Here is a 21,338-nt window from a genome sequence, read left to right on the forward strand (position 1 = left end):
TTCGGGCAGATGCCCGCAACTCTCGTCTTTAAAACAAAAAGACAATATTATTTCATTTTTTATCCATCAGCAACCAGTTTTGACACATTTGTGGACTTCTCAGCACCGCCACTTTCTGTAAAATGTGGGATTCAAAACACCTCTAATGGCTTTATTGTAGCAAGTTTTTGACGGAAATGCAAGGGACAAGAAAAATTACTTGAAACTGATGCCGTGTTCTTTTAATTTCTTAATGGTAGCTGGACCGATTCCTTTCAAGGCAAGGAGTTCTTTTTCAGTCCAGTTTTTAAAGTCAGCAGCCGACTTGATGCCTTCATCATAGAAAGTCTTAGCACGATCTACTGAGAGGCCACCCAAAGTAGCTGCGAAATCTTCTACTGAATTGGCTACTTTTTGAGCTTGCTCTTTAGTCGCTTCTACTGCTTGTTCCACTTTTTTAGAGACAACTTTTCCTGCTTGGCTGGCAGATTTTTCTGCATGTTTCACAACTTTCTTGGTCTCTTCGACAACTTTGGTCACCGTACTTGAAAATGCACCTGAGCGACGAAGGCTATTTCGCAATTGTTTTTTACGTTGGAGTTTCTTTGACATGATAAAATCCTTTCAATAAAAAATCCCTGCTCTGACAAGGATTTAATAAAGATATTCTATCAAGATTTTTGGAAAAAATCAAGAAAGGAAATAAGATTCCCCTTAAAAATCTAGCCGTTTTCTCTTTCAATCTAATTTGACAATGATTCGACTTCTTGATAAAATATGCAGTAATGTGCAAGACTGATTCACGTAAAAAGCTGATAAGGAGAACGATATGAATAACGAAAGTTACTTTGACGGCGGTCTTTTGAGCTACGTTGGACATGCTATCCTAGCCATGCTTATCATGGGCTTTACTGTTGGAATCGCTACGCCTTGGGCAGTTTGCATGATGCAAAACTGGAAGGTTAAGCATACTGTCATCGATGGACGTCGCCTTTATTTTGACGGAACTGGTTCTCAATTATTCGGGAACTGGATCAAGTGGTTCTTGCTCACCATCATCACCTTGGGCATCTATTCATTCTGGTTGCATATCAAAATGGAACAATGGATTACCAAACACACGCATCACGTATAAATAGAAAAAGTGCGTTCATACGCACTTTTTGATTTGCAATGATTAGTAATTCCGTTCGCCAAACAATCCCTCTGGCAGATCATGAAATCCCTTGCCCGCCTTGAAATTTTCAAACTTACCAAGCAAGAACTGATAAGCATCCAAGCGACTTTCGTAGCGAATCATGGCATCTTTGGCACGCTCGTCTTGGTCTTCTTCGTAGACTTTTTGACTTTCCTTGTGCGCCATGTCGTTGATCATGATCTGGGTATTGACCCAGGCTTCAAATTCCTTCATAAATTCTTGTTCGTAACTCATTGATTCTCCTTATTCTAATCCACGGAAGAAGTCCGTATCAATCTCTCGGTAGGGCTGGATATCCTGAACATACTCCAACACGCCTTGGAATTCCCCGTTTTCATCGTGTACCGCAGCATAGGTAATGTGGACAAACTTGCCTCGCGAATCTGACTTGAACCACATTTCATACTTGTCCTTGACCCCTTCACGAAGACCTTGCATAACGGCCTTCACCTTTTCTAGATATTTGGGCGGATGGCAGAGTTCTACATTGCGCCCGACTTGGGACGGCGTCCGTTTGAAAATCATCTCATCAGCTGGCGTATTGTCATTGTAATACTGAAAAATATCGTCTTTATTGACAAAAGTGATCTCCATAGTGAGGTGATTGAGGATGAGATTGGCCTGCTCGACGGAGAGATAACCATTGCCAAAAGCCTGTTGACTATGACGGTCCAGCACTGCTTCCTTTTCCTTAGGGGTAAAGGTAATGGTGAACTGGCCTTCTGGTGTATCGATAACTTGCTGAACTTGACCTTCAGCCGTGTCCAGCTGCACGGGCTCCTCTGCACTCTTTTCCTCAACGAAACTCTGTCGTTCTGGCACCCATTTTTCAGACGGACGGATGATGGCATAGCCGTAGGCATCGCTCTCCTCCGCAATCTGAATCCAGTCATCCTGGGTGAAGGACTCAAGAAGAATCATGAGAAGGATGGACTCTTCCTTGAAAATCATACTTTCAAACTCTGTCGCAAAAGCTTCAAAGGCCTCCTTTACAGTGGAAATCGCCACTTCTGGTAGTTCCTTAGCCGTCGCTAGAGCTGTCTGAAAGAGTTCTCTAATCTGGTCATCCACCCCCCACATGACTTTAGGAGGTGAATCGTGACCATAGCGCTCCATGATGGGAAAAAAGAGCTCTTCCTTGCGCTGATAATGGATGTTAAATTGCCCCAACAGCCCCATTTGACGGACCAAGCCCTTGCGCATCTCTGCCAGCATTTCCTCATCTTCCATAGACTCATAGGTATCCAACAGTCTCCGAATGCGAATCAAAGCTGCACGGAGAGCCAGATTTTCATCCTTGAAGACGCGAACTGGGTGGCCAGGGTGTTCAGTATCCTCTACTTCGACGCCCTTAACAGCATTTTTAAAAAGATTGGCATGGACATCGCAGAGTTCCATGACATCTTCAAAGGTGACACCTGAGTCTGAGTTCATCAGCTCGTGCTCCATGAGGGAAATCTCAATGGCTGAAACACCCGTAAAAGTCGCATCAAAACGCTCCTGAACTGACTCGGGAGAGGCGCCGTTGTGCAATTCTAACAAAATATCCCGTAGGATATGAATCCGTTCATCTGCCATTAGTCTAATCCAATCACTTCGTAACCATTCGCTTCCAGTGTGCGGACAATCTTGTCCATAGGAGTTCCTTCAAGTTTAGAACCCTGCTTCAGCGATACTTTGCGACCGACTGTGTTGCGCATCAAGGGATTAGCAAGTGGTTTAAAACCCAGCTCCACTAGGATTTCCAAGACTTCTGGATGCTTGTCCACCACTTCTGCAACGGGAATTGATACATCGATGATATTGTCCATGACGACCTCCATTGTATGTTCTAATACTCAATGAAAATCAAAAAGCAAACTAGGAAGCTAGCCGCAGGTTGCTCAAAACAGTGTTTTGAGGTTGTGGATAGAACTGACGAAGTCAGTAACCATACCTACGGCAAGGTGAAGCTGACGTGGTTTGAAGAGATTTTCGAAGAGTATAAAATGATTTTACTGCTTATATTATACCATATGGAAAGAGATTAAAAAACTAGTAGCGGAGTTCCTGCTAGTTTCTTTCATTTCAAGTTATTCCTTATCATCTGGTTTTGCGAGCCACTGGGCTACATCCATCAGCTTGTCAGCAAGCAGTACTTTCCCGAAACCTACTAGAGCATTGTCGTCTTTTTTCATGTTCTTCAGGACTTTGATGCTTTGCATCACAAAAAAGTAATTCCCATAAGTTTTAGCTAGAGTTTTTATAAGTCCCATATTACTCTCCTTCGATGATTTCGACCTCTTTTCGGATAATATCAACGTCTCTTTGATATTGTACTTCATTGTAGTTGACTAGCTTGGACAATTCCTTTTGCAATCTTTCTCCCATCGGTTTCATGGTCGCAAAGGTTAAGCCCCCAGAAATGACTCCACCTAGGATAGGGATCACTTTCCCCATCCCTTTGGCTAGGCCTCCTTTTGTCAGATTGACTCCAAAAATCTTCAAAACTTTTTCTAAAATAGGATACCAGAGCGTCTTTGTCAAGGCTTTCTTGTTCACTACTTTTATGACTTGCTTGGCTACTGTCACACCGCCTGATCGAAGCAGAGCACCTGCGCCATTTACTCCCAGCATCACACCGAGATACAGCAAGAGAGTGTTTTTAGCATCTTCACTTAACTCATTGCGCGATGCCCAGAGATCATCAAATCCGTAAATATACCCTAGCTCCTGAGCTAGTTTTAATGAGAATGCATAAAACTGGGCTACGTCTGTCGGGATAGTGATCGCCATGATAATACCTCCAGGTAGACCAGCCAAAACCGAAGTTCCACTGGCTAACAGGACATTATCCTTAATACAGGCCTTGGCCACGCGATCCAAGCTTTCTTGAGGCAACAAAGAAGTCGGTCCTTGTTCTAATAAGGTAGCAATGTCCTTGCGATCTAATTCCTTGGAAAACTTTTCCACCAAAAATTTCTCTCGATCAACTTTGACTACGGGTAGTTTCACCACTTGTTGCAGTACTTGCATAGCTATATCTTGTCTAGCCATATGTCTCTCCGTTTTTCATTCATATCAGACTTTATCATATCATACTATGTGAAATTTACAAATTTTTTAAACCGATTTTTATCAGATAGATATATCGTCAAATAGTAATGATCATACTGTGGCAACAAAAAAGAGGGTTGCCCCTCTTTCTTAGTTCTTATCCAGATTGCGTAACATCTCGTCAATCTTGTTTCCATATTCGATGGATTCGTCTTTGACGAAGGTCAAATCTGGGATTTTGTACAATTTCAAATTGCGACCAAGTTCACGTTTGATGGTACCAGTTGCTTTTTCAAGCCCGATTTGAGCTTTTTGATTATCCGAAGCAAGGTTACTCAAAATGGTGTAGTAAACCTTGGCAACAGACAAGTCACCTAGCATCTGAACATCTGTAATGGTCACACCTTGGACACGCGGATCACGGACCTTCTTTTGCAAAATCTCATTGACTTCACGCTTGATTTCCATGCCCACACGATCCGTACGGAAATGATTTGCCATGATATTCCTTTCTCTACTTTGAACCAAAAGCTAGGCCAGCAGACCTAGCTATTTCTAATAGATAGAAGAACTAGAGCCATTTGAATCTAGGAAACAAGCCTTTGATAGAACTAAAGTTCATCAAGGCGCTGTTGACGACGAGTCAAATTGGCTATCGTTTCTCTATTATCGTTTAATTTCTTCCATGACGTAGGCCTCAATCACATCATCAGTCTTGATATCATTGTAGCCATCAATCATGAGACCACCTTCACGACCGTTTGTAACTTCTTTGACGTCGTCTTTGTAGTGTTTCAAGCTGGCGAGTTCGCCATCATAGATAACGACACCATCACGGATAACACGAACTTTCGAGTCACGGGTAACCTTACCGTTGATAACCATGAATCCACCGATAGTTCCGACTTTAGATACCTTAAAGGTTTCACGGATAACTGCTTCACCGATAACTTTTTCTTCGAATTCTGGGTCAAGCATCCCTTTCATGGCTTCTTCCATCTCTTCGATAACCTTATAGATAATGCTGTGGAGACGGATTTCTACATCGTCAGCTTCCGCTTGTTGACGCGCTTGTGGTGTAGGGCGTACGTTGAAACCAACGATAAAGGCATTGGAAGCTTCCGCAAGAGTCACGTCAGATTCGTTGATAGCACCGACTGCCGAGTGAACAATAGTAACTTTCACACCTTCCACATCGATCTTTTGAAGTGAGGCAGAAAGGGCTTCAACAGAACCTTGTACGTCGGCCTTGATGATAACATTAACTGACTTAAGCTCACCAGCTTTAAGCGTATCAAAGAGGTTTTCAAGGCTGACACGTTGGGTAGCTTGGCGTTGTTTCATGAGGGCACGTTTTGCACGTTCTTCACCGGCCGCACGCGCAGATTTTTCATCTTCGTAAACGGCAAAGTGGTCACCCGCCATTGGCGCTTCGTTTAGACCTGTGATAGAAACCGGCGTTGATGGTCCAGCAACCTTGACACGACGACCAAGGTCATTTGTCATAGCACGGACACGACCGAAGGTATTTCCGACAACAATTGGGTCTTGGACATTCAAGGTACCTTGTTGGACAAGAAGGGTTGCGACCGCACCTTTTCCTTTATCCAAGCGCGCTTCGATAACCGTACCGATCGCACGAACTGTTGGGTCTGCCTTGAGTTCTTGGATTTCAGCCACAAGAAGGACTGTTTCCAAGAGTTCATCGATATTTTGGTTGAATTTGGCTGAGATTTCAACAAATTCAGAATCACCACCCCAAGCTGTTGACATAACCCCATGCTCAGCCAATTCACCGATAACGCGTTCTGGGTTGGCACCTGGTTTATCAATCTTGTTGATAGCCACGATAATTGGAACGTTTGCCGCTTTTGAGTGGTTGATGGCTTCGATAGTCTGAGGCATAACCCCGTCGTCGGCCGCTACAACCAAGATGGTAATATCTGTAACAGATGCACCACGCGCACGCATAGAGGTAAAGGCCGCGTGTCCTGGTGTATCAAGGAAGGTAATCTTCTTGCCATTTTCCACGATTTGGTAGGCACCGATATGCTGCGTGATACCACCTGCTTCACCTGTCGCAACACGAGAGTTACGAAGGGTATCCAAGAGGGTTGTTTTACCATGGTCAACGTGTCCCATGATGGTTACAACTGGTGGACGCTCAACCAATTCATCTTCATTGAGATAGCCATCTTCGACAAAGAAACGTTCGATGTCAGCATTATCCACTTCAACCTTTTGTTTGGCTTCGATACCATAATCCACCATGAGGAGTTCGATGGTTTCTCCATCCAAGGATTGGTTTTGTGTGGCCATCACACCCATCATAAAGAGTTTCTTAACGATTTCTGCTGGTTCACGTTTGATACGTTTTGCGATTTCCGCAACAGTCATACCATCTGTATACTCAAATTCTGTTGGCAATTCGTGGAACTTACGCTCTGTAACAGGTTTTGGAGTCTGGTTACGGTTGTTTTGCTTGTTCCCTTTTTTATTTTTCTTGTTGTTATTCCAGTTACTATTTCTTTGATTTCTCACTTGATTCTGACTACTTCGATTCTTTTGTTGTTTTCTAGGACCATCTTCTTCGTGATCATAATCATCACGTTCTTTGTCTGGTCGAGCTTGTTTTTTACGACGTGTATCCACTGGCGCTTCTTTCGCTACAGGAGCTACTGTTACTGCTGGCTGCGTTTGTTCAGCTAGCTTAGCAGCTTCTTCAAAGATTTCCTCTGGCTCCTTGCGTTTGTTAGCTTGAGCCAAGGCTTCTTTGGCAGCTTGCGATTGTTTGAAGCGCTCCTCGCTTGAGCGTGCGTACTCTGCATTTTGCTCTGCTTTTAGGGCTGCTGCACGGGCTTTAAAGTCAACACGTGGTCCAGCTTGTTTTGGCTGGAAGTCTTGTTGCTGACGGCGATCATTGCCACGATTCCCTTGACCTTGTGGTTTTTTCCCTTGGTCGTTGAATCGGCGATTGTCGCGGTTCCCTTGAGCAGGTTTACCACCATTACGGCCGTCATTTTTCTGACGGTTGCCGTTTTGTTGTTGGTCACGGTTGTTGCCCTTGTTTTGTTTGCGTCGCTCTGCCTGCTCTTTGGCACGCGCCTCACGCTCCGCCTTGAAGTTTCGACTCTGTGGTCTTGCGGCCACTACTTTTTCTTCCTTAGGAGCTGCAGGTGTAGCTGATTTGCTTTCTTCCTTTGCGGCAGCTGGTTTAGATGATGCAGGCTTTTCAGCTTTCTTTTCTACACTTGCTTTTGGTGCTGCAGGTTTTGCTTCTGCCTTAGGAGCAGGTGCAGGTTTAAAGCTAGCTGCGATTTGCTCAGCAGCAGCAGCTTCCACGCTCGATGAGTGGCTTTTCACATCCAAGCCCAACTCTTTTGCACGCGCTACAACTTCTTTACTTTCTTTTCCAAGTTCTTTTGCGATTTCGTACAATCTTTTCTTAGACAAATCATGTCCTCCTCTTCTATTCCATAAGAGACCTCATTTTCTTTGTAAATCCAGCATCTGTCACAGCCAAAACCTTTCGCGATTTTCCGACTGCTATGCTTAATTCCAGTGTTGAAAACACGGTTATAACTTCTACTTGATAATAGTCACTTTTATCTTGAATCTTCTTGGTCAGATTGGGACCAGCATCCTGTGCTAGAAAGACTAGCTTGGCTTTCTGATCTTGGATGGCCTTGACCACCAATTCCTCACCTGATATGATCCGGCCTGCTCGTTGAGCAAGTCCCAAGAGATTACTTATCTTTTGCTTATTCAAGTCCTAACTCTCTTCTTTTCACTTTGTGATCAACATAGGCGATCAACTCGTCATAAAAGCTTTCTTCCACTTCCATGTTAAAGCTGCGGTTAAAGACTTTCTTCTTTTTTGCCTCTAGGGCTTCTGCATTGTCTAGCTTGATATAAGCGCCACGGCCATTGGCCTTGCCTGTCGGATCGATAAAGACCTGTCCTTCTTTGTTCTTGACAATGCGGAGCAAATCACGCTTATCAATCACTTCATTGGATACAACAGACTTGCGCAAAGGGATTTTTCTTGTTTTCATCTTTCCCTCCTCTAGCAGCTTTTATTCTTCGATCAATTCATCCGCAGCTGCGTAATCAACTTGACCTGCTTCTTCCATAGCTTCAAATTCGCTGGCAGACTTGATATCGATACGGTAACCCGTCAAGTGAGCCGCCAAGCGAACGTTTTGTCCACGACGACCGATAGCAAGAGAAAGCTTGTTATCAGGTACAACGACCAAGGCACGTTTGCTGTCATTTTCATCAAAGATAACTTGGTCAACCTCTGCAGGTGCGATAGCATTGTAGATAAACTCAGCTGGATCTGCTACCCACTCGATAACGTCGATGTTTTCTTCGACAGGAATCATGCGGTCGCTCTTGGCGTCGTAGCGAGCTGGGTGGAATTTGCTGGTGATTTTCTTGATATTGGCACCACCACGTCCAACGATTGTCCCGATAGCGTCCACGTTTGGATTGTGGCTACGAACGGCAACCTTTGTACGGTCACCTGCTTCACGGGCCACGCTCATGATTTCCACAGTTCCATCGTAAACTTCTGGAATTTCTTGCTCCATCAAGCGTTTGATCATTTCTGGATGGCTACGACTGACAAAGACGTTGACACCACGAGGGTTGTCTTCAACCTTATAAACGTAGACTTCGATACGGTCGTGGGAAGCAAAAACTTCTCCAGGGATTTGGTCTTGTTTTGACAATTGGGCTTCGATGCTGCCAAGGTTGACGTAAATAAAGCGGTTGTCAAATCGTTCTACCGTACCAGACATGATTTCTTGTTCATGTTCCTTGTAAGTATTGTAAGTGATGGCACGTGTTTGCTTGCGCATTTTTTCCATGATGGTTTGTTTAGCAGATTGGGCTGCTACACGACCAAACTCAGCTGGTGCTTCTTCAAACTTGATTTTGTCACCAAGTTCATAGGCTGAATTAATGGCAAGAGCATCTTTCAAGCTGATCTCCAAACGGCTATCAAATACTTCATCAACAACTTCACGGACAGTATAAACTGTAAAGTCGCCTGTCTTTTCATTGAAGTCGATAGCTACGCTATCAGACTGACCATAACGTCTGCGATAAGCGGAACGAAGCGACTCTACTACTGCGTCGATGATGTCTTCTTTTTTGATTCCCTTGTCTTCTTCCAAAATGCGGAAGGCCTCTAGCATTTCTTTACTCATGTTCTTTTTACTTTTGAATCCTCAAAAGCTATCCTTTCTTTTCTATAGTTTTACTGCTAAACGTGCTTTTGATACTAAACTGTATGGAATTTGGACAGTTTTCTTACGTGTTTTGTCCATATACTCCATGGTCAACTCGTCCTCTTCAAAGGATACCAAAGTGCCTTCAAAGACTTTTTGCTTATCAATGGCTTGGTAGAGCCCAACATGGATGTATTTCCCAACCGCTCCAGCGACAGCATCCTTGGTTTTCAAAGGACGTTCCAAGCCTGGACTGGTGATTTCTAGGAAATATTGTTCTGGGAAGGGATCAGGCTTGATGGTATCTAGGACAGGACTGATCATTTCTGTCAGGTCTGCCGTTTCGTTCAAGGTAATTCCTTCGGGTTTATCTACAAAAATACTGAGAATCATGTCACTGCCAATCTTTCCATACTCGATATCCACGAGCTCGAAAGGTGCTTGAATGACAGGTTCTACAACTTCTCTGACTAATTCTACGATTGTTGCGATTGCGTCCACCTCCTCATAAGCAAGAGGCGAAGATACTTCTCCGCCTCTCTTTCTCATATTCTTACTATCAGTATAGCACGTTTGTCAATTTATGTAAAGCATAAGCACTCAAACAGCTGGTTTTCAAGCGATTTCTTAAAATTCTGCTTCAACTCGATAGATCACTTGACCTTTGCTGGAGAATTTTTGCTCATATTCCGTCATGACATTGCCTTCAAAATCACTGGCATGCAAGTCTAGCCAAACACCATTGAGTTTCATCCCATACTGAGAAAAACTCACCAAGCTGTACTCAAACAAGCCACGGTTATCCGTCTTGAAATGGATTTCCCCATTCTCAGGCAAGATGCGCTTGAAGGTGTCCAAGAAACTCTTGTAAGTCAAACGACGTTTTTCATGGCGTTTTTTAGGCCAGGGATCTGAAAAGTTTAGGTAGAGACGATCAATCTCACCGTCTTCAAAGTAGTCCGTCAAATCTGAACCATCTACCCACAGCAACTTGATGTTGGGCACTCCAACTTCAAGAACCTTGTCCAAGGCATAACTCAATACCGACTTTTGGATATCAATCCCGATGTAGTTGATGTCAGGATTTTGCTTGGCCATTCCTGATACGAAGGCCCCTTTCCCACTTCCAACCTCTACATGAATAGGATGATCATTTCCAAACAAGTCTCGCCATTTCCCTTTAGCTTCCAAGGGATTGAGGACCACATACTGAGGATTGGCCTCTAGTAATTCTGTCGCCCCTTTACGATTTCTAACTCTCATCTCTTCTTTCCATACTTGTCACGGAAGACGCGCAAGGCATAAATCTCCCGGTTTACATTGTCTAAATCTTGATTTTCACAGTATTTGGCAATCTGGTTCAAGTAAGAATACTGACCATACCAATACAATTTATCTAACACTGTCTGATTGTACTTATAGCCGTAGTCTCTCAACCATTGGCGCCACTGATGATCTGGAATGTAGTGGCATAGCAAATGCGCCACATCAAACATACGATCCGTCAGACGAACCGAATCCCAATCCACTAGATAAACGAGTCCACTCTCTGTCTCAATCCAATTACTATGACGAAGATCCCCGTGCACAATCGTTGCATGATCTTCCCTAAAACCTGGAACCGTCTTACCTAGCTCAGCAATCACACTGTTCAAATAGTGGTTCTGCTTCAAGATTTCTGGAACTCCTTGCTGCCAAGAACGTAGCAAATCAACTGGTGTTTCCATGGTATATCCCAAACGGCTCAACTGCTTCATCAAAGGACGCGAGCGGTGAAGGCGGTTCAAGATATTGATAATCTGCTTGCGATTCATATCGTAAGGGGTCAAGATTTTGCCCGTCAGCCATTCCTGAGCACACATATCACGGCCATCTGGCAAACGACGAGTCCATAGTAATTGAGGAGCGATTTGTTCTCTGGCTAGGCCAGGTAGGATTGGAGAGGTGTTCATTTTTACAAAGACGCGCTTCCCATCAGGGTAGCTTCCCATATAAGCTTTGCCGCTCTTCCCAGGGATAGGGGTCAGCGTTAGCTCATTATCACCCAAGTCCATTTCTTTCCTCCGTATAAAGTTTCCTTACTATTCTACTAGTTTTTGGTCTATTCGTCAACCAATCTTTTTAGTTGGTAAGGCAAATAAAACAATTGTAGGAAGAGACTAGCCCCTACAAGAGCCAACAAGGCTATTTTCTCTTGAAAAACCACTGCTCCGACCAGTAATTCTAACAAAAGAACTGCACTTCCCACACCGACTACAATCTGTTTCAACCCTTTCTCCTTCTCCCCTTTTTCTAGTGGAAAGAGCTGGGTCAAGTATTGGTAGTCAAAGGCATGATAGAGGGCCAGTAACTGAAAGAGCAAGAGGTAGTTAAATAGAACCACCACTGCTGTCGCAATCCAAGATTGCTCGATAAAGAGCAAAGCTAACAAGGATAGGAGCAAAAGACGCAAACTGAGGGCAAAGAGGTCTCCATTTCGCAAGTAAGAACGGAGATAGAGGTTTTGCCAAATCTTGCTCGGCACTTTCTGAACTGCTTTAAGGATGAAATCCAGATAAGCGCGACGTTTGACACTATTTGAAACGCCCTTGACCTGAGTAAAGAGAGCAAAGAAACGAAGCAAAACTTGCTTGCGCTTGCTTTCTTGGGCAATGACATAATCCCAATCCAGCCCAGTTTCAGTGAAAAATTTGCTGGCTTTTTGGCGAAAAAGGAGGTATTTCCCAGCTCCTAATAAAAGCACATAGACGAGAAAGACTGGCAAGCCATAGCCCATGGCTAAAAACAAGGGTGCAAACAAGAGTAAAAAGAGGGTTTGAACAATTGTCCAGAAAACCAGTGAACTCACCGTCTGTCCTTTGAGGTAGGACTTTACCTCCTCTTCACTGACTAAGAGAAAGAGTTTATCCGGTCCTTCCATGTAGGTCGCGATTCCTCCCCAAGCCAAAAGCAAAGCAGATACAATTCCCAAAAACAAGAGGATAGGCCAATGATTTTCAGGAAAATCTTGCAAGAGTTGACTGTACTGGTAGGCTAGAAAACCGATGAGAACAAGCAGGAATAAGACAAAATGGTCATTGAGAACATAGCGCAGATAACCGACGCACTCCTTACGAAAAGCCTGCTTTCTCTTTAAAAACAAGTCTTTCATCGGTCCTCCTCTTTGGTCAGAGCCAAGTAAATATCATTCAAACTCGCTTCAGGCATGCCAAAGGCTTCGCGCAGTTGCTGGAGGTTCCCCTGAGCCCTCACCTCCCCCTTGTGGAGAATAACAAAGGCGTCACACATCTTCTCCGCCGAGTCCAGCACGTGGGTACTCATGAGGATAGACTTGCCTTTTTGCTTTTCTACTTCCAAAAGCTGAATCAAGTCAGAAATAGCCAGCGGATCGAGCCCAAGGAAAGGCTCATCCACGATAAAGAGGCTAGGATCTACCACAAAGGCACAGATAATCATGACCTTCTGCTTCATCCCTTTGGAGAAATGCACTGGAAACCAGTCCAATTTTTTATCCAGACGGAACATTTTTAACAAAGGTTCCACACGATCAAAAGCCACTTTTTGCTCAATACCATAGGCCATGGCAACCGTCTTGATATGCTCTCTGAGAGTCAATTCCTCATACAAGCTAGGGGTCTCAGGGATATAGCCAATCTGCTTGCGATAGCTGGTCGCATCTTCTCGCAGGGTGAAACCGTTAATCTTGATTTCCCCACTGTAAGGTGTCAACAGACCGATAATCTCATTGATAGTCGTTGATTTCCCAGCACCATTGAGACCAATCAAACCGACCAGCTGCCCACTTTCAACGGTAAAGGACACATCTTTCAAGACAGGGACGTGAACATAGCCACCTGTCAGGTTTTTAATTTCTAACATATTTTCTCCGAATCTGGTATAATGTAGCTATATTATATCAAAATTCAATACAGTAGAGGTGGATTTTATGTCAGATTGCATTTTTTGTAAGATCATCGCAGGGGAGATTCCTGCTTCAAAAGTATACGAGGATGAGCAGGTTCTTGCCTTTCTTGATATCTCTCAAGTAACACCTGGACACACCTTGGTCGTACCAAAAGAGCACTACCGCAATCTTTTGGAGATGGACGCTACCAGCGCCAGCCAACTCTTTGCCCAAGTGCCAACAGTGGCTCAAAAAGTCATGCAGGCTACCAAGGCTGTCGGCATGAATATCATTGCCAACTGCGAGGAAATTGCTGGTCAAACGGTCTTTCATACTCACGTGCACCTTGTACCTCGCTACGGTGCAGAAGATGATCTTAAGATTGACTTTATCGCCCACGAACCTGACTTTGACAAACTTGCCCAAGTCGCTGAAACTATTAGAAATGCCTAAGGAGATGCCATGAAACTATCCAATCTATTGCTATTTGCAGGTGCTGCAGCTGGAAGTTATTTTGTCGTGAAAAATCGCCAAGCCATTCAGGATGAAGTGCTAGATACAACTGACCGCGTCGAAGCTATCAAGGATGATTTGGATATCATCCAAAACAGCCTACAAATCATCGACCAACAAAAAGCCCTTATCAAGGAATACCAAAAAGATTTGACCTACAAGTTCAAAGTCTTGGAAAAAGATTTCCAGACTAGACTAGCTGTGATAAAAGAAACACAGGAGCTTGAGGATAAGTAAAAAAGAGCCCGATGGCTCTTTTTACTTTATTCTCCTTCAAAGGCATCTTTTATATGGTCAAAGAAGCCTTTTTTCTTTGGATTGACTTTCAAGTCACCTGCAGCTGCGAATTCTTTAAGCGCAGCTTTTTGGCGGTCGTTCAAACCTGTCGGAGTCACGACATTGACAGTAACGTATTGGTCACCAACGGCACCGCCACGAAGGCTCGGTGCTCCCTTGCCACGTAGACGGAATTTCTTGCCAGTCTGAGTTCCTTCTGGGATAACCAATTCAACATCTCCATGAACAGTTGGAATTTCCACAGTATCTCCAAGAGTTGCTTGGACAATATTGAGATTTAACTTGTAGAAAATAGTTGTTCCTTCACGTTCAAATTTATCACTGGCTTCAACAGAAACCACCACGTACAAGTCCCCGTAAGGTCCACCGTTAAAGCCTGCTTCACCTTGACCAGCGAGGCGGATTTGTTGGCCTGTTTCCACACCAGCAGGGATTTTTACATGTACGCTATGAGCTTGTTTTTCATGCCCTGTTCCGTGACAAGTTGTACATGGATCTTTGATTTCTTTTCCGCGACCATGACAGACATCACAGGTTACTTGGCGACGCATCATACCAAGAGGAGTCTGCGTATCGACGTTAATGACACCAGCACCATGACAGCGTCCACAAGTGACTGGACTTGTCCCTGGCTTAGCACCAGAGCCATTACATGTACGACAGCTGGCTTCACGATTGTATTTAACTTCTTTTTCCGTTCCGAAGATAGCTTCTTCAAAGGTTAAGTTCACACGATACTGGAGGTCATCCCCTTGACGAGGAGCGTTTGGATTGCGTGAAGCTCCTCCTCCTCCGAAAAAACTTGAGAAGATATCTTCAAAACCACCGAAGCCACCTGCTCCGTCAAAGCCACCAAAACCACCAGCACCACCAAAGCCACCGTTGGCACCCGCAGCACCATACTGGTCGTAGGCTGCACGTTTTTGGTCGTCACTCAAAGTCTCATAGGCTTCTTGAACTTCCTTGTATTTTTCCTCAGCGCCAGGCTCCTTGTTGATATCTGGGTGATATTTTTTCGAAAGCTTACGATAAGCCTTTTTGATCTCGTCTGCCGAAGCGTTTTTCGACACCCCCAGACGATCATAAAATTCAGTATTGTTCATACAAGATACCAAGACCGTAAAATTCGACTGAAAAATAGGAAATCTGACGCTGGAGCGATGCTCCTAGACAGATTTCTCTTTTTTCCGAGAATTTAGGTCGGGTTCAATTCCTTTCTTTTATATTGATGAGACAAAACCCAAACAAATCAGGTTCCATCCCTTTTTACCGAAAAACAGAGGCTGGGTTGCAACCTCTGGATTTCTTCCTATCATTACGACATTCAAAAGCAAAGTCGATTATACTTTTTTTGAACGAGTAAGGCTTTTAGCAAGTCGCCATAGCGATTGCCGTAGAATGACAATCATTTTAATGATTCCTCATTCTTAACGCCCTCGCTCTTCTGATTTTAAAGCTCGGGATAAAATAGTCCACTGGACTATTTTATTTCTCCGTAAACTCTCCGTCTACGACGTCATCTCCTGCGTTTCCTGTTGCTTGTGCGCCTTCTGCTCCTGCTTGAGCTTGTTGGGCTGCAGCGGCTTGTTCGTAGAGTTTAACAGCAAGTCCTTGAGCTTTTTCGTTCAATGCTTCAAGTTTCGCTTTCATTTCGTCCAAGTTATTGTCTTCTTGAGCTTTTTTAAGGTCATCAAGGGCAGCTTGGGCAGCATCACGTTCTGCGTCGAAGCCTTTGCCTTCAGTTTCCTTGATTGTCTTTTCAGTCGCAAAGATAGCTTGGTCTACTTCGTTACGAAGGTCTACTTCTTCTTTACGTTTCTTATCTGCTTCAGCGTTAGCTTCAGCATCTTTCATCATGCGGTCGATTTCTTCGTCTGTCAAACCTGAGTTAGATTGGATCACAATAGTTTGTTCTTTTTGAGTTCCAAGATCTTTAGCCTTAACAGACACGATACCGTTCTTGTCGATATCAAATGTTACTTCGATTTGAGGAATTCCACGAGGTGCAGCTGGGATATCAGTCAATTGGAAGCGTCCAAGAGTCTTGTTATCAGCTGCCATTGGGCGTTCACCTTGAAGAACGTGGATATCAACGGCTGGTTGGTTGTCTGCTGCAGTTGAGAAGACTTGTGATTTAGATGTTGGGATAGTAGTGTTGCGATCGATAAGTTTTGTGAAGACGCCACCCATTGTTTCGATACCAAGTGACAATGGTGTCACATCAAGAAGGACAACGTCTTTAACATCACCAGTGATCACACCACCTTGGATGGCAGCACCCATAGCAACCACTTCATCAGGGTTTACTGATTTGTTTGGTTCTTTACCAGTTTCAGCTTTCACAGCTTCTACAACGGCTGGGATACGAGTTGAACCACCAACAAGGATAACTTCGTCGATTTCTGACAAGCTCAAACCTGCATCTGAAAGGGCTTGACGAACTGGAACTTTTGTACGTTCTACAAGGTCACGAGTCAAATCATCAAATTTCGCACGAGTCAAAGTCATTTCCAAGTGAAGAGGTCCAGCCTCACCTGCAGTGATGAATGGCAAGCTGATTTGTGTTGAAGTTACACCAGAAAGGTCTTTCTTAGCTTTTTCAGCCGCATCTTTCAAACGTTGCATTGCCATCTTGTCAGTAGACAAGTCAATACCGTTTTCTTTCTTGAATTCTGCTACTAAGTGATCGATAATTTTTTGGTCAAAGTCGTCACCACCGAGTTTGTTGTCCCCTGCAGTTGACAATACATCGAAGACACCGTCACCCAATTCAAGGATAGATACGTCAAATGTACCACCACCAAGGTCGAATACCAAGATTTTTTCTTCTTTGTCAGTCTTGTCCAAACCGTAAGCAAGAGCTGCTGCAGTTGGTTCGTTGACGATACGTTCTACTTCAAGACCAGCGATTTTACCAGCGTCTTTAGTTGCTTGACGTTGAGCATCGTTGAAGTAAGCTGGAACTGTGATAACTGCTTTGGTTACTTTTTCACCAAGGTACTCTTCAGCGTAACCTTTCAAGTATTGAAGAATCATAGCTGAGATTTCTTGTGGAGTGTATTCTTTTCCATTTGCAGAAACTTTTTCAGAAGTTCCCATCTTAGATTTGATAGAGATAACTGTATCTGGGTTTGTGACTGCTTGACGTTTTGCAGCATCACCAACAATGATTTCTCCATTTTTGAATGATACTACAGATGGAGTTGTACGGTTTCCTTCTGGGTTTGCGATGATTTTGCTTTCAGTTCCTTCAAGAACTGCAACTGCTGAGTTTGTTGTACCTAAGTCAATACCGATAATTTTAGACATGTGTTTTTCTCCTTAAATTTTAATTCGAATTTTGATTTTTTTGATATTCCCCTTAAGTGGTGGGGACGTGAGCAACTCCCTTCGGGATTTCATCACTTATTTTTGAGCCTATTGTCTCAAAAATCCCCTGTTTCAGTAGCAAAAGCTACTGAAACTTTCACCACGGCGGGCAATATCTTCCTTGCAAGCCTCCGGCTTGCTTTTTATCTTTCTTCATAGTTTATTGTCGTTTCGGACAGGTTTTTAAGTTCTCTAGCCTAGTTATAAACTACTACCATGGCTGGGCGTAGGATGCGGTCATGGAGTTTGTAGCCTTTTTGGAAGACCTGGGCGATGGTGTCTGCTGGGTGTTCATCGTCTGCTGGGAGAGTTTGGATGGCCATGTGATAGTTATGGTCAAATTCGCCTTCAGCTGCAATTTCTTCGATTCCTTCTTCTTTCAAAGCGTGAATCAAGCTCTCTTGCACCATCCCCAATCCTTTTTTGACGTCGTCTGTCAAACCTTCAACTGCTAGTGCACGTTCTAAGTTGTCAAGCGACGGTAAAATTGCTTTTGCCAGATCTTGGCTACGATAACGTTGCAAGTTTTGACGTTCTTCATTGGCACGGCGTTGAATATTTTGCATTTCTGCATGAGCGCGAAGGTATTTATTTTCAAACTCATCCGCGCGTTCATTTGCCAAGTCCAACTCAGACTTCTCAGGAGTTGTTTCTTCAGTTGTTTCCACAACTTCCTCTTCTTTCATTTCTTCGTTTTTTTTATCTTGGGCCATTTTCGCCTCCTTTAATGATTTCAAAATTAATTTACTTCGTAATGATTACTGCTGAGGTAGCGATAAAAATCTGTCAACTTCATGGTCAAAACACGATTGACCACATTGACTTGGTTGACCAATTGCTGATAATCTAGATTGACTGGACCGATAATCGCTAGAATTCCAAAACCTCGATAAGGAATGAGGAACTTACTGCTAATCACCGCCAAATCAGCTAGACAGGATTCCTGACTGTCTGCAACACGGACATTTTGCATTTGATCTTCATGCAGACCTTCACGAATCTCCAGAGCCACTTTTTGCGGTTGGTCAAAGAACTGATAGGCTGCTAGATTGGCAAAATTCAAGAGATTGACCTTGCCCGACATTACAATGTTTTCGTTGAACATTTCTTTAAAAATGTGTTCAAAGAGATCCATAACATTGTCCGTAGTTGTGAAGTAACGTTGGATAATCTGCGGAATCTCCGTCCGAATCTTGTAATGAATGTCCAGAACAGTGTGACCGAGAAAACGTTCCTGAATGATGCTTTTCAGTTTCAGCAAATCTTCCTGCAAGAAGTTCCTTGGAATCAGAAATTGACTAGTAACCGTTCGGGACTCGTCTAGGGTGAAAACTGCAAGAGCAGTATGTTGTCCTAGAACGACAATATCGAAGGCCGTCAGGCGCTGTCTACTCGGCTCAACATCCAGTGCTACTACCGTACAGCCACTCAAGTATGTTAGTAGATTGGCGGCCTCTTGCAGAATATCCTCCAGTTTGAAGAACTCCTGATCAAAGGCTTTGACAATCTCGTATACCTCATTTTCAGCCAGTCTGTCAAAAGCAAGCGAGTGTTTTACATAGTACTGAAATCCCGCGACACTTGGCATCCGACCGCTTGAGGTATGAGCCTTCTCAAGCAAACCCTGCTTCTCTAGAGCCGCCATGTCATTACGAATGGTAGCACTACTAGAATTGATAGACTCTTGTAGCGCCTTGGATCCGACAGGTTCGTGCGTTTTGGTAAAGATGTCAATAATCAGATTTAAAATATCCTGCTGACGCTCTGTAACCATCTCATCACTCCTCTCTGTCTGATCGATTAGCACTCTATGTACCCAAGTGCTAACTCATGATTCTATTATACACCCTTAGAAGAGAATGTCAAGATAAAAACTCAAAAAATTAGCACTCTTTTACAAAGAGTGCTAAAAATCAGTCTACAGACCTAGAAACATACTTCTCATCTACTTGGTATTTCCTTTTAAGTCTGAAAAAACCATAGATTAGATAAGAAATTAAACAAGCATATAAAACGAAAATAATAAAGAAAGACTGAGACAAGTTTTCTCGATACAAACTCATGCAAACAATAAGACCACCTGAAAAAGTGGCTATACAGGAACGAAGTCTAGACCGCATAACTTCCCATCTGAGACCCTTACTCATATAGACTTTCTCCTCTGAAAGGATATCAGAAGTTGGTTTACGAAGAATTGAACAAAAACCTGTTTCTATCAATTCCCAACCGCTATTTCTAAAATCTTGTAGTTCATGCTTATACTTTTTAAGAAATCTAGAATCATAGATATGGTAGATGACATCGTCCGGTTGACAGTGGTCAAAATAGAAAAAACCAAAACGACTAGTTCTATATCTCCAACCTTTCAAGTGCATCTCATGTAAAAATTCTTCTTCCTTGTCCAAATCAACAATGGTGAAAATCCTAAATTGTACTTTGCTATTCATTGTCTTACCTCCAAATCAGAAAACATACATGGTTTTATTTTTCAGATAATTCTTTCCACTTTTGAAACAAGCTCCAAAAAATATAAGAAATCTGAACCGCAAAAACTATCAATAAAACACAATCTATTATGACAATCAAAAACATTCCCCAACTGAAAGAACTAGCTCCACTGACAAACTTTGAGAAAACCGGTAGTAGAGCTAAAAATAGAATCAAAATAGGAAGCATCCGCAGTCTTAAAATCCGTTTGATCATAGCTAACTTCCCTGTAGCGTCATTATAGATTTCAAACTCAGTATCCGATTCAATTTCAGAATGCGCTTTTCTAAAATAGGAAAAACTATTAAAGTCTGTAATATGCTCCCAGCCACAGTCTTTAAATAGTTGTAAATAGGAGGCTCTCTCTGATTTTTTCATGGGATAAAAGTCCAACTGATAAGACACCTGCTCCGGTTGGCACTTTTCAAAGGTATACTTAACTACAAACAATAAGATAGAATAGCTTACTTTCCTAAGCTTCCAGCCCTTAGCATGCATTTCTCTAAAGTATAGAGCTTCCCTCTCATAATCCGCAATTGTAAAAATTCGATAAACAATTTTCTTTTCCATCATACTTCCTCCAAACTGTTTCTATAGAGCCGTTCAATACGTTTCAATTCAATATCTAAGACTTTGCGTCCCAAGTCTGTAATCTGATAGATTTTCCGTTTTTCCTCCTCTCGGACAAAAGAAATCAAGCCATCCTTTTCCATCTTTGACAAGGTTCCATACATAGTTCCAGGACTAATCGAAACTTGCGAATCTGTCATCTCCTTGACCTTTTGCGTAATACTATAACCATGACGTTCCTTTTGCAGACAGAACAAAATATAAAAGCCCGTTTCCGTCATCGGAAGATAGACCCGACGAACCTTATCTGTTAATTCCATTTATAGGCACCTCCTATTCAGTTCGATATATCGCACTTCGTTATATAAAATATATCACAGCTCGATATAAAATGCAAGAAAAAGAGAGAACGATTTCTCGTTCTCTCTTCTTAGACTCAGGAATTAAGAATTCAATTTCTTATTTCCTAAGAGTGGCTTAGTCTTTCTTACGAAGAACAAAAGCTGCTAGACTTGCAAAGGCAAGACCGATGATTGAAAGAAGACCAGATACTGCTGAACCCGTGTTTGGTAACAAGTTCTGATTTTGACTACTTCTTTCTTCTGGTTGACTAGTATTTCCAGAATCTTTAATTGGGGCCGGAGTGAATTCCCAGGTGCCTACGAAGTGTGCGTCTGCTCCATTGATGATTTCAGATGTCTTGTCATAAGACTTGAAGCTCCATGTGCCTTCTGCTGTCTTCACTTCTGTT

General features: G+C 43.1%; 27 protein-coding genes. 3 read left to right on the forward strand and 24 right to left on the reverse strand.

The genetic code is table 11. The features are described from left to right. Positions 1-195: 195 nt before the first annotated feature. Positions 196-591: a helix-hairpin-helix domain-containing protein gene (locus GMD6S_RS04355; protein ID WP_000038702.1), complete on the reverse strand. Its 396-nt coding sequence runs from the start codon at positions 589-591 to the stop codon at positions 196-198. A gap of 217 nt (positions 592-808) precedes the next feature. Between GMD6S_RS04355 and GMD6S_RS04360 the strand changes: the two genes are divergently transcribed. After that, positions 809-1,114, forward strand: coding sequence for a DUF898 family protein (locus GMD6S_RS04360; protein ID WP_001058555.1), 306 nt, complete (start codon positions 809-811; stop codon positions 1,112-1,114). A 42-nt stretch (positions 1,115-1,156) separates the two neighbouring features. On the opposite strand, the gene GMD6S_RS04365 is transcribed toward GMD6S_RS04360, so the two are convergent. The 15 genes from GMD6S_RS04365 to GMD6S_RS04440 form a co-directional block, all read right to left on the reverse strand. After that, positions 1,157-1,411, reverse strand: coding sequence for a DUF1912 family protein (locus GMD6S_RS04365; protein WP_000119707.1), 255 nt, complete (start codon positions 1,409-1,411; stop codon positions 1,157-1,159). A gap of 9 nt (positions 1,412-1,420) precedes the next feature. Then, complete coding sequence (locus GMD6S_RS04370; RefSeq protein ID WP_000752873.1) at positions 1,421-2,755, reverse strand: DUF438 domain-containing protein; 1,335 nt, start codon at positions 2,753-2,755, stop codon at positions 1,421-1,423. Continuing rightward, positions 2,755-2,988 carry a DUF1858 domain-containing protein gene (locus GMD6S_RS04375; protein ID WP_000368739.1) on the reverse strand — a complete coding sequence of 78 codons (234 nt, stop codon included), beginning with the start codon at positions 2,986-2,988 and terminating at the stop codon, positions 2,755-2,757. Before GMD6S_RS04375 ends, GMD6S_RS04370 begins: the two co-directional genes overlap by 1 nt. Positions 2,989-3,249: 261 nt before the next feature. Further along, positions 3,250-3,432 (reverse strand): hypothetical protein, encoded by a 183-nt coding sequence (locus tag GMD6S_RS04385; protein WP_000522943.1) that lies wholly within the window; start codon positions 3,430-3,432, stop codon positions 3,250-3,252. A 1-nt stretch (position 3,433) separates the two neighbouring features. Beyond that, complete coding sequence (locus GMD6S_RS04390) at positions 3,434-4,213, reverse strand: hypothetical protein (RefSeq protein WP_000113742.1); 780 nt, start codon at positions 4,211-4,213, stop codon at positions 3,434-3,436. Between the two features lie 150 nt (positions 4,214-4,363). Next, the gene (rbfA, locus tag GMD6S_RS04395; protein ID WP_001273601.1) at positions 4,364-4,714 is read right to left on the reverse strand and encodes a 30S ribosome-binding factor RbfA; all 351 of its coding nucleotides are present in this window, start codon (positions 4,712-4,714) and stop codon (positions 4,364-4,366) included. A 165-nt stretch (positions 4,715-4,879) separates the two neighbouring features. Beyond that, positions 4,880-7,666, reverse strand: coding sequence for a translation initiation factor IF-2 (gene infB / locus GMD6S_RS04400; RefSeq protein WP_000039167.1), 2,787 nt, complete (start codon positions 7,664-7,666; stop codon positions 4,880-4,882). Positions 7,667-7,682: 16 nt separating this feature from the next. After that, complete coding sequence (locus GMD6S_RS04405; RefSeq protein WP_001041399.1) at positions 7,683-7,982, reverse strand: YlxQ-related RNA-binding protein; 300 nt, start codon at positions 7,980-7,982, stop codon at positions 7,683-7,685. Next, positions 7,975-8,268 carry an RNase P modulator RnpM gene (gene rnpM, locus GMD6S_RS04410; RefSeq protein ID WP_000857560.1) on the reverse strand — a complete coding sequence of 98 codons (294 nt, stop codon included), beginning with the start codon at positions 8,266-8,268 and terminating at the stop codon, positions 7,975-7,977. The genes GMD6S_RS04405 and rnpM overlap by 8 nt, the downstream gene beginning before the upstream one ends. A gap of 21 nt (positions 8,269-8,289) precedes the next feature. Further along, positions 8,290-9,426, reverse strand: coding sequence for a transcription termination factor NusA (nusA, locus tag GMD6S_RS04415; RefSeq protein WP_000032277.1), 1,137 nt, complete (start codon positions 9,424-9,426; stop codon positions 8,290-8,292). A 42-nt stretch (positions 9,427-9,468) separates the two neighbouring features. Then, positions 9,469-9,948: a ribosome maturation factor RimP gene (gene rimP / locus GMD6S_RS04420; protein ID WP_008292997.1), complete on the reverse strand. Its 480-nt coding sequence runs from the start codon at positions 9,946-9,948 to the stop codon at positions 9,469-9,471. Between the two features lie 126 nt (positions 9,949-10,074). Continuing rightward, positions 10,075-10,710, reverse strand: a complete 636-nt coding sequence (trmB, locus tag GMD6S_RS04425; RefSeq protein WP_001266088.1) for a tRNA (guanosine(46)-N7)-methyltransferase TrmB — start codon at positions 10,708-10,710, stop codon at positions 10,075-10,077. Continuing rightward, positions 10,707-11,501, reverse strand: a complete 795-nt coding sequence (gene ccrZ / locus GMD6S_RS04430) for a cell cycle regulator CcrZ (protein WP_000363019.1) — start codon at positions 11,499-11,501, stop codon at positions 10,707-10,709. The genes trmB and ccrZ overlap by 4 nt, the downstream gene beginning before the upstream one ends. A 47-nt stretch (positions 11,502-11,548) precedes the next feature. Then, positions 11,549-12,598: an ABC transporter permease gene (locus tag GMD6S_RS04435; protein WP_000653784.1), complete on the reverse strand. Its 1,050-nt coding sequence runs from the start codon at positions 12,596-12,598 to the stop codon at positions 11,549-11,551. After that, a complete protein-coding gene (locus tag GMD6S_RS04440; protein WP_000889930.1) occupies positions 12,595-13,326 on the reverse strand; it encodes an ABC transporter ATP-binding protein in 732 nt (243 codons plus the stop codon). The genes GMD6S_RS04435 and GMD6S_RS04440 overlap by 4 nt, the downstream gene beginning before the upstream one ends. A 67-nt stretch (positions 13,327-13,393) precedes the next feature. Here GMD6S_RS04440 and GMD6S_RS04445 point away from each other — a divergent pair, with 67 nt between their 5' ends. Continuing rightward, positions 13,394-13,804, forward strand: coding sequence for an HIT family protein (locus tag GMD6S_RS04445; protein ID WP_001278326.1), 411 nt, complete (start codon positions 13,394-13,396; stop codon positions 13,802-13,804). A 9-nt stretch (positions 13,805-13,813) separates the two neighbouring features. Continuing rightward, positions 13,814-14,101, forward strand: a complete 288-nt coding sequence (locus GMD6S_RS04450) for a hypothetical protein (protein ID WP_000777738.1) — start codon at positions 13,814-13,816, stop codon at positions 14,099-14,101. 26 nt (positions 14,102-14,127) lie between these two features. On the opposite strand, the gene dnaJ is transcribed toward GMD6S_RS04450, so the two are convergent. The 8 genes from dnaJ to GMD6S_RS04490 all read right to left on the reverse strand — a co-directional run. Then, on the reverse strand, positions 14,128-15,264 hold the full coding sequence (gene dnaJ / locus GMD6S_RS04455; RefSeq protein ID WP_001066315.1) for a molecular chaperone DnaJ: 1,137 nt from the start codon (positions 15,262-15,264) through the stop codon (positions 14,128-14,130). Between the two features lie 382 nt (positions 15,265-15,646). After that, positions 15,647-17,470, reverse strand: a complete 1,824-nt coding sequence (dnaK, locus tag GMD6S_RS04460) for a molecular chaperone DnaK (protein WP_000034683.1) — start codon at positions 17,468-17,470, stop codon at positions 15,647-15,649. 257 nt (positions 17,471-17,727) lie between these two features. Continuing rightward, positions 17,728-18,243: a nucleotide exchange factor GrpE gene (gene grpE / locus GMD6S_RS04465; protein WP_000046058.1), complete on the reverse strand. Its 516-nt coding sequence runs from the start codon at positions 18,241-18,243 to the stop codon at positions 17,728-17,730. Between the two features lie 26 nt (positions 18,244-18,269). Further along, a complete protein-coding gene (gene hrcA, locus GMD6S_RS04470; RefSeq protein ID WP_000255749.1) occupies positions 18,270-19,304 on the reverse strand; it encodes a heat-inducible transcriptional repressor HrcA in 1,035 nt (344 codons plus the stop codon). Between the two features lie 139 nt (positions 19,305-19,443). Beyond that, a complete protein-coding gene (locus tag GMD6S_RS04475; protein WP_001086358.1) occupies positions 19,444-19,977 on the reverse strand; it encodes a DUF2812 domain-containing protein in 534 nt (177 codons plus the stop codon). Positions 19,978-20,011: 34 nt separating this feature from the next. Continuing rightward, positions 20,012-20,587 (reverse strand): DUF2812 domain-containing protein, encoded by a 576-nt coding sequence (locus tag GMD6S_RS04480; protein ID WP_008283872.1) that lies wholly within the window; start codon positions 20,585-20,587, stop codon positions 20,012-20,014. Then, complete coding sequence (locus GMD6S_RS04485; protein WP_000423991.1) at positions 20,587-20,907, reverse strand: PadR family transcriptional regulator; 321 nt, start codon at positions 20,905-20,907, stop codon at positions 20,587-20,589. The genes GMD6S_RS04480 and GMD6S_RS04485 overlap by 1 nt, the downstream gene beginning before the upstream one ends. Before the next feature lie 157 nt (positions 20,908-21,064). After that, the coding region (locus GMD6S_RS04490; RefSeq protein ID WP_000316310.1) for an SHIRT domain-containing protein at positions 21,065-21,338 on the reverse strand (274 nt) is incomplete at its 5' end.

The sequence above is a fragment of the Streptococcus sp. GMD6S genome (assembly GCF_000297015.1).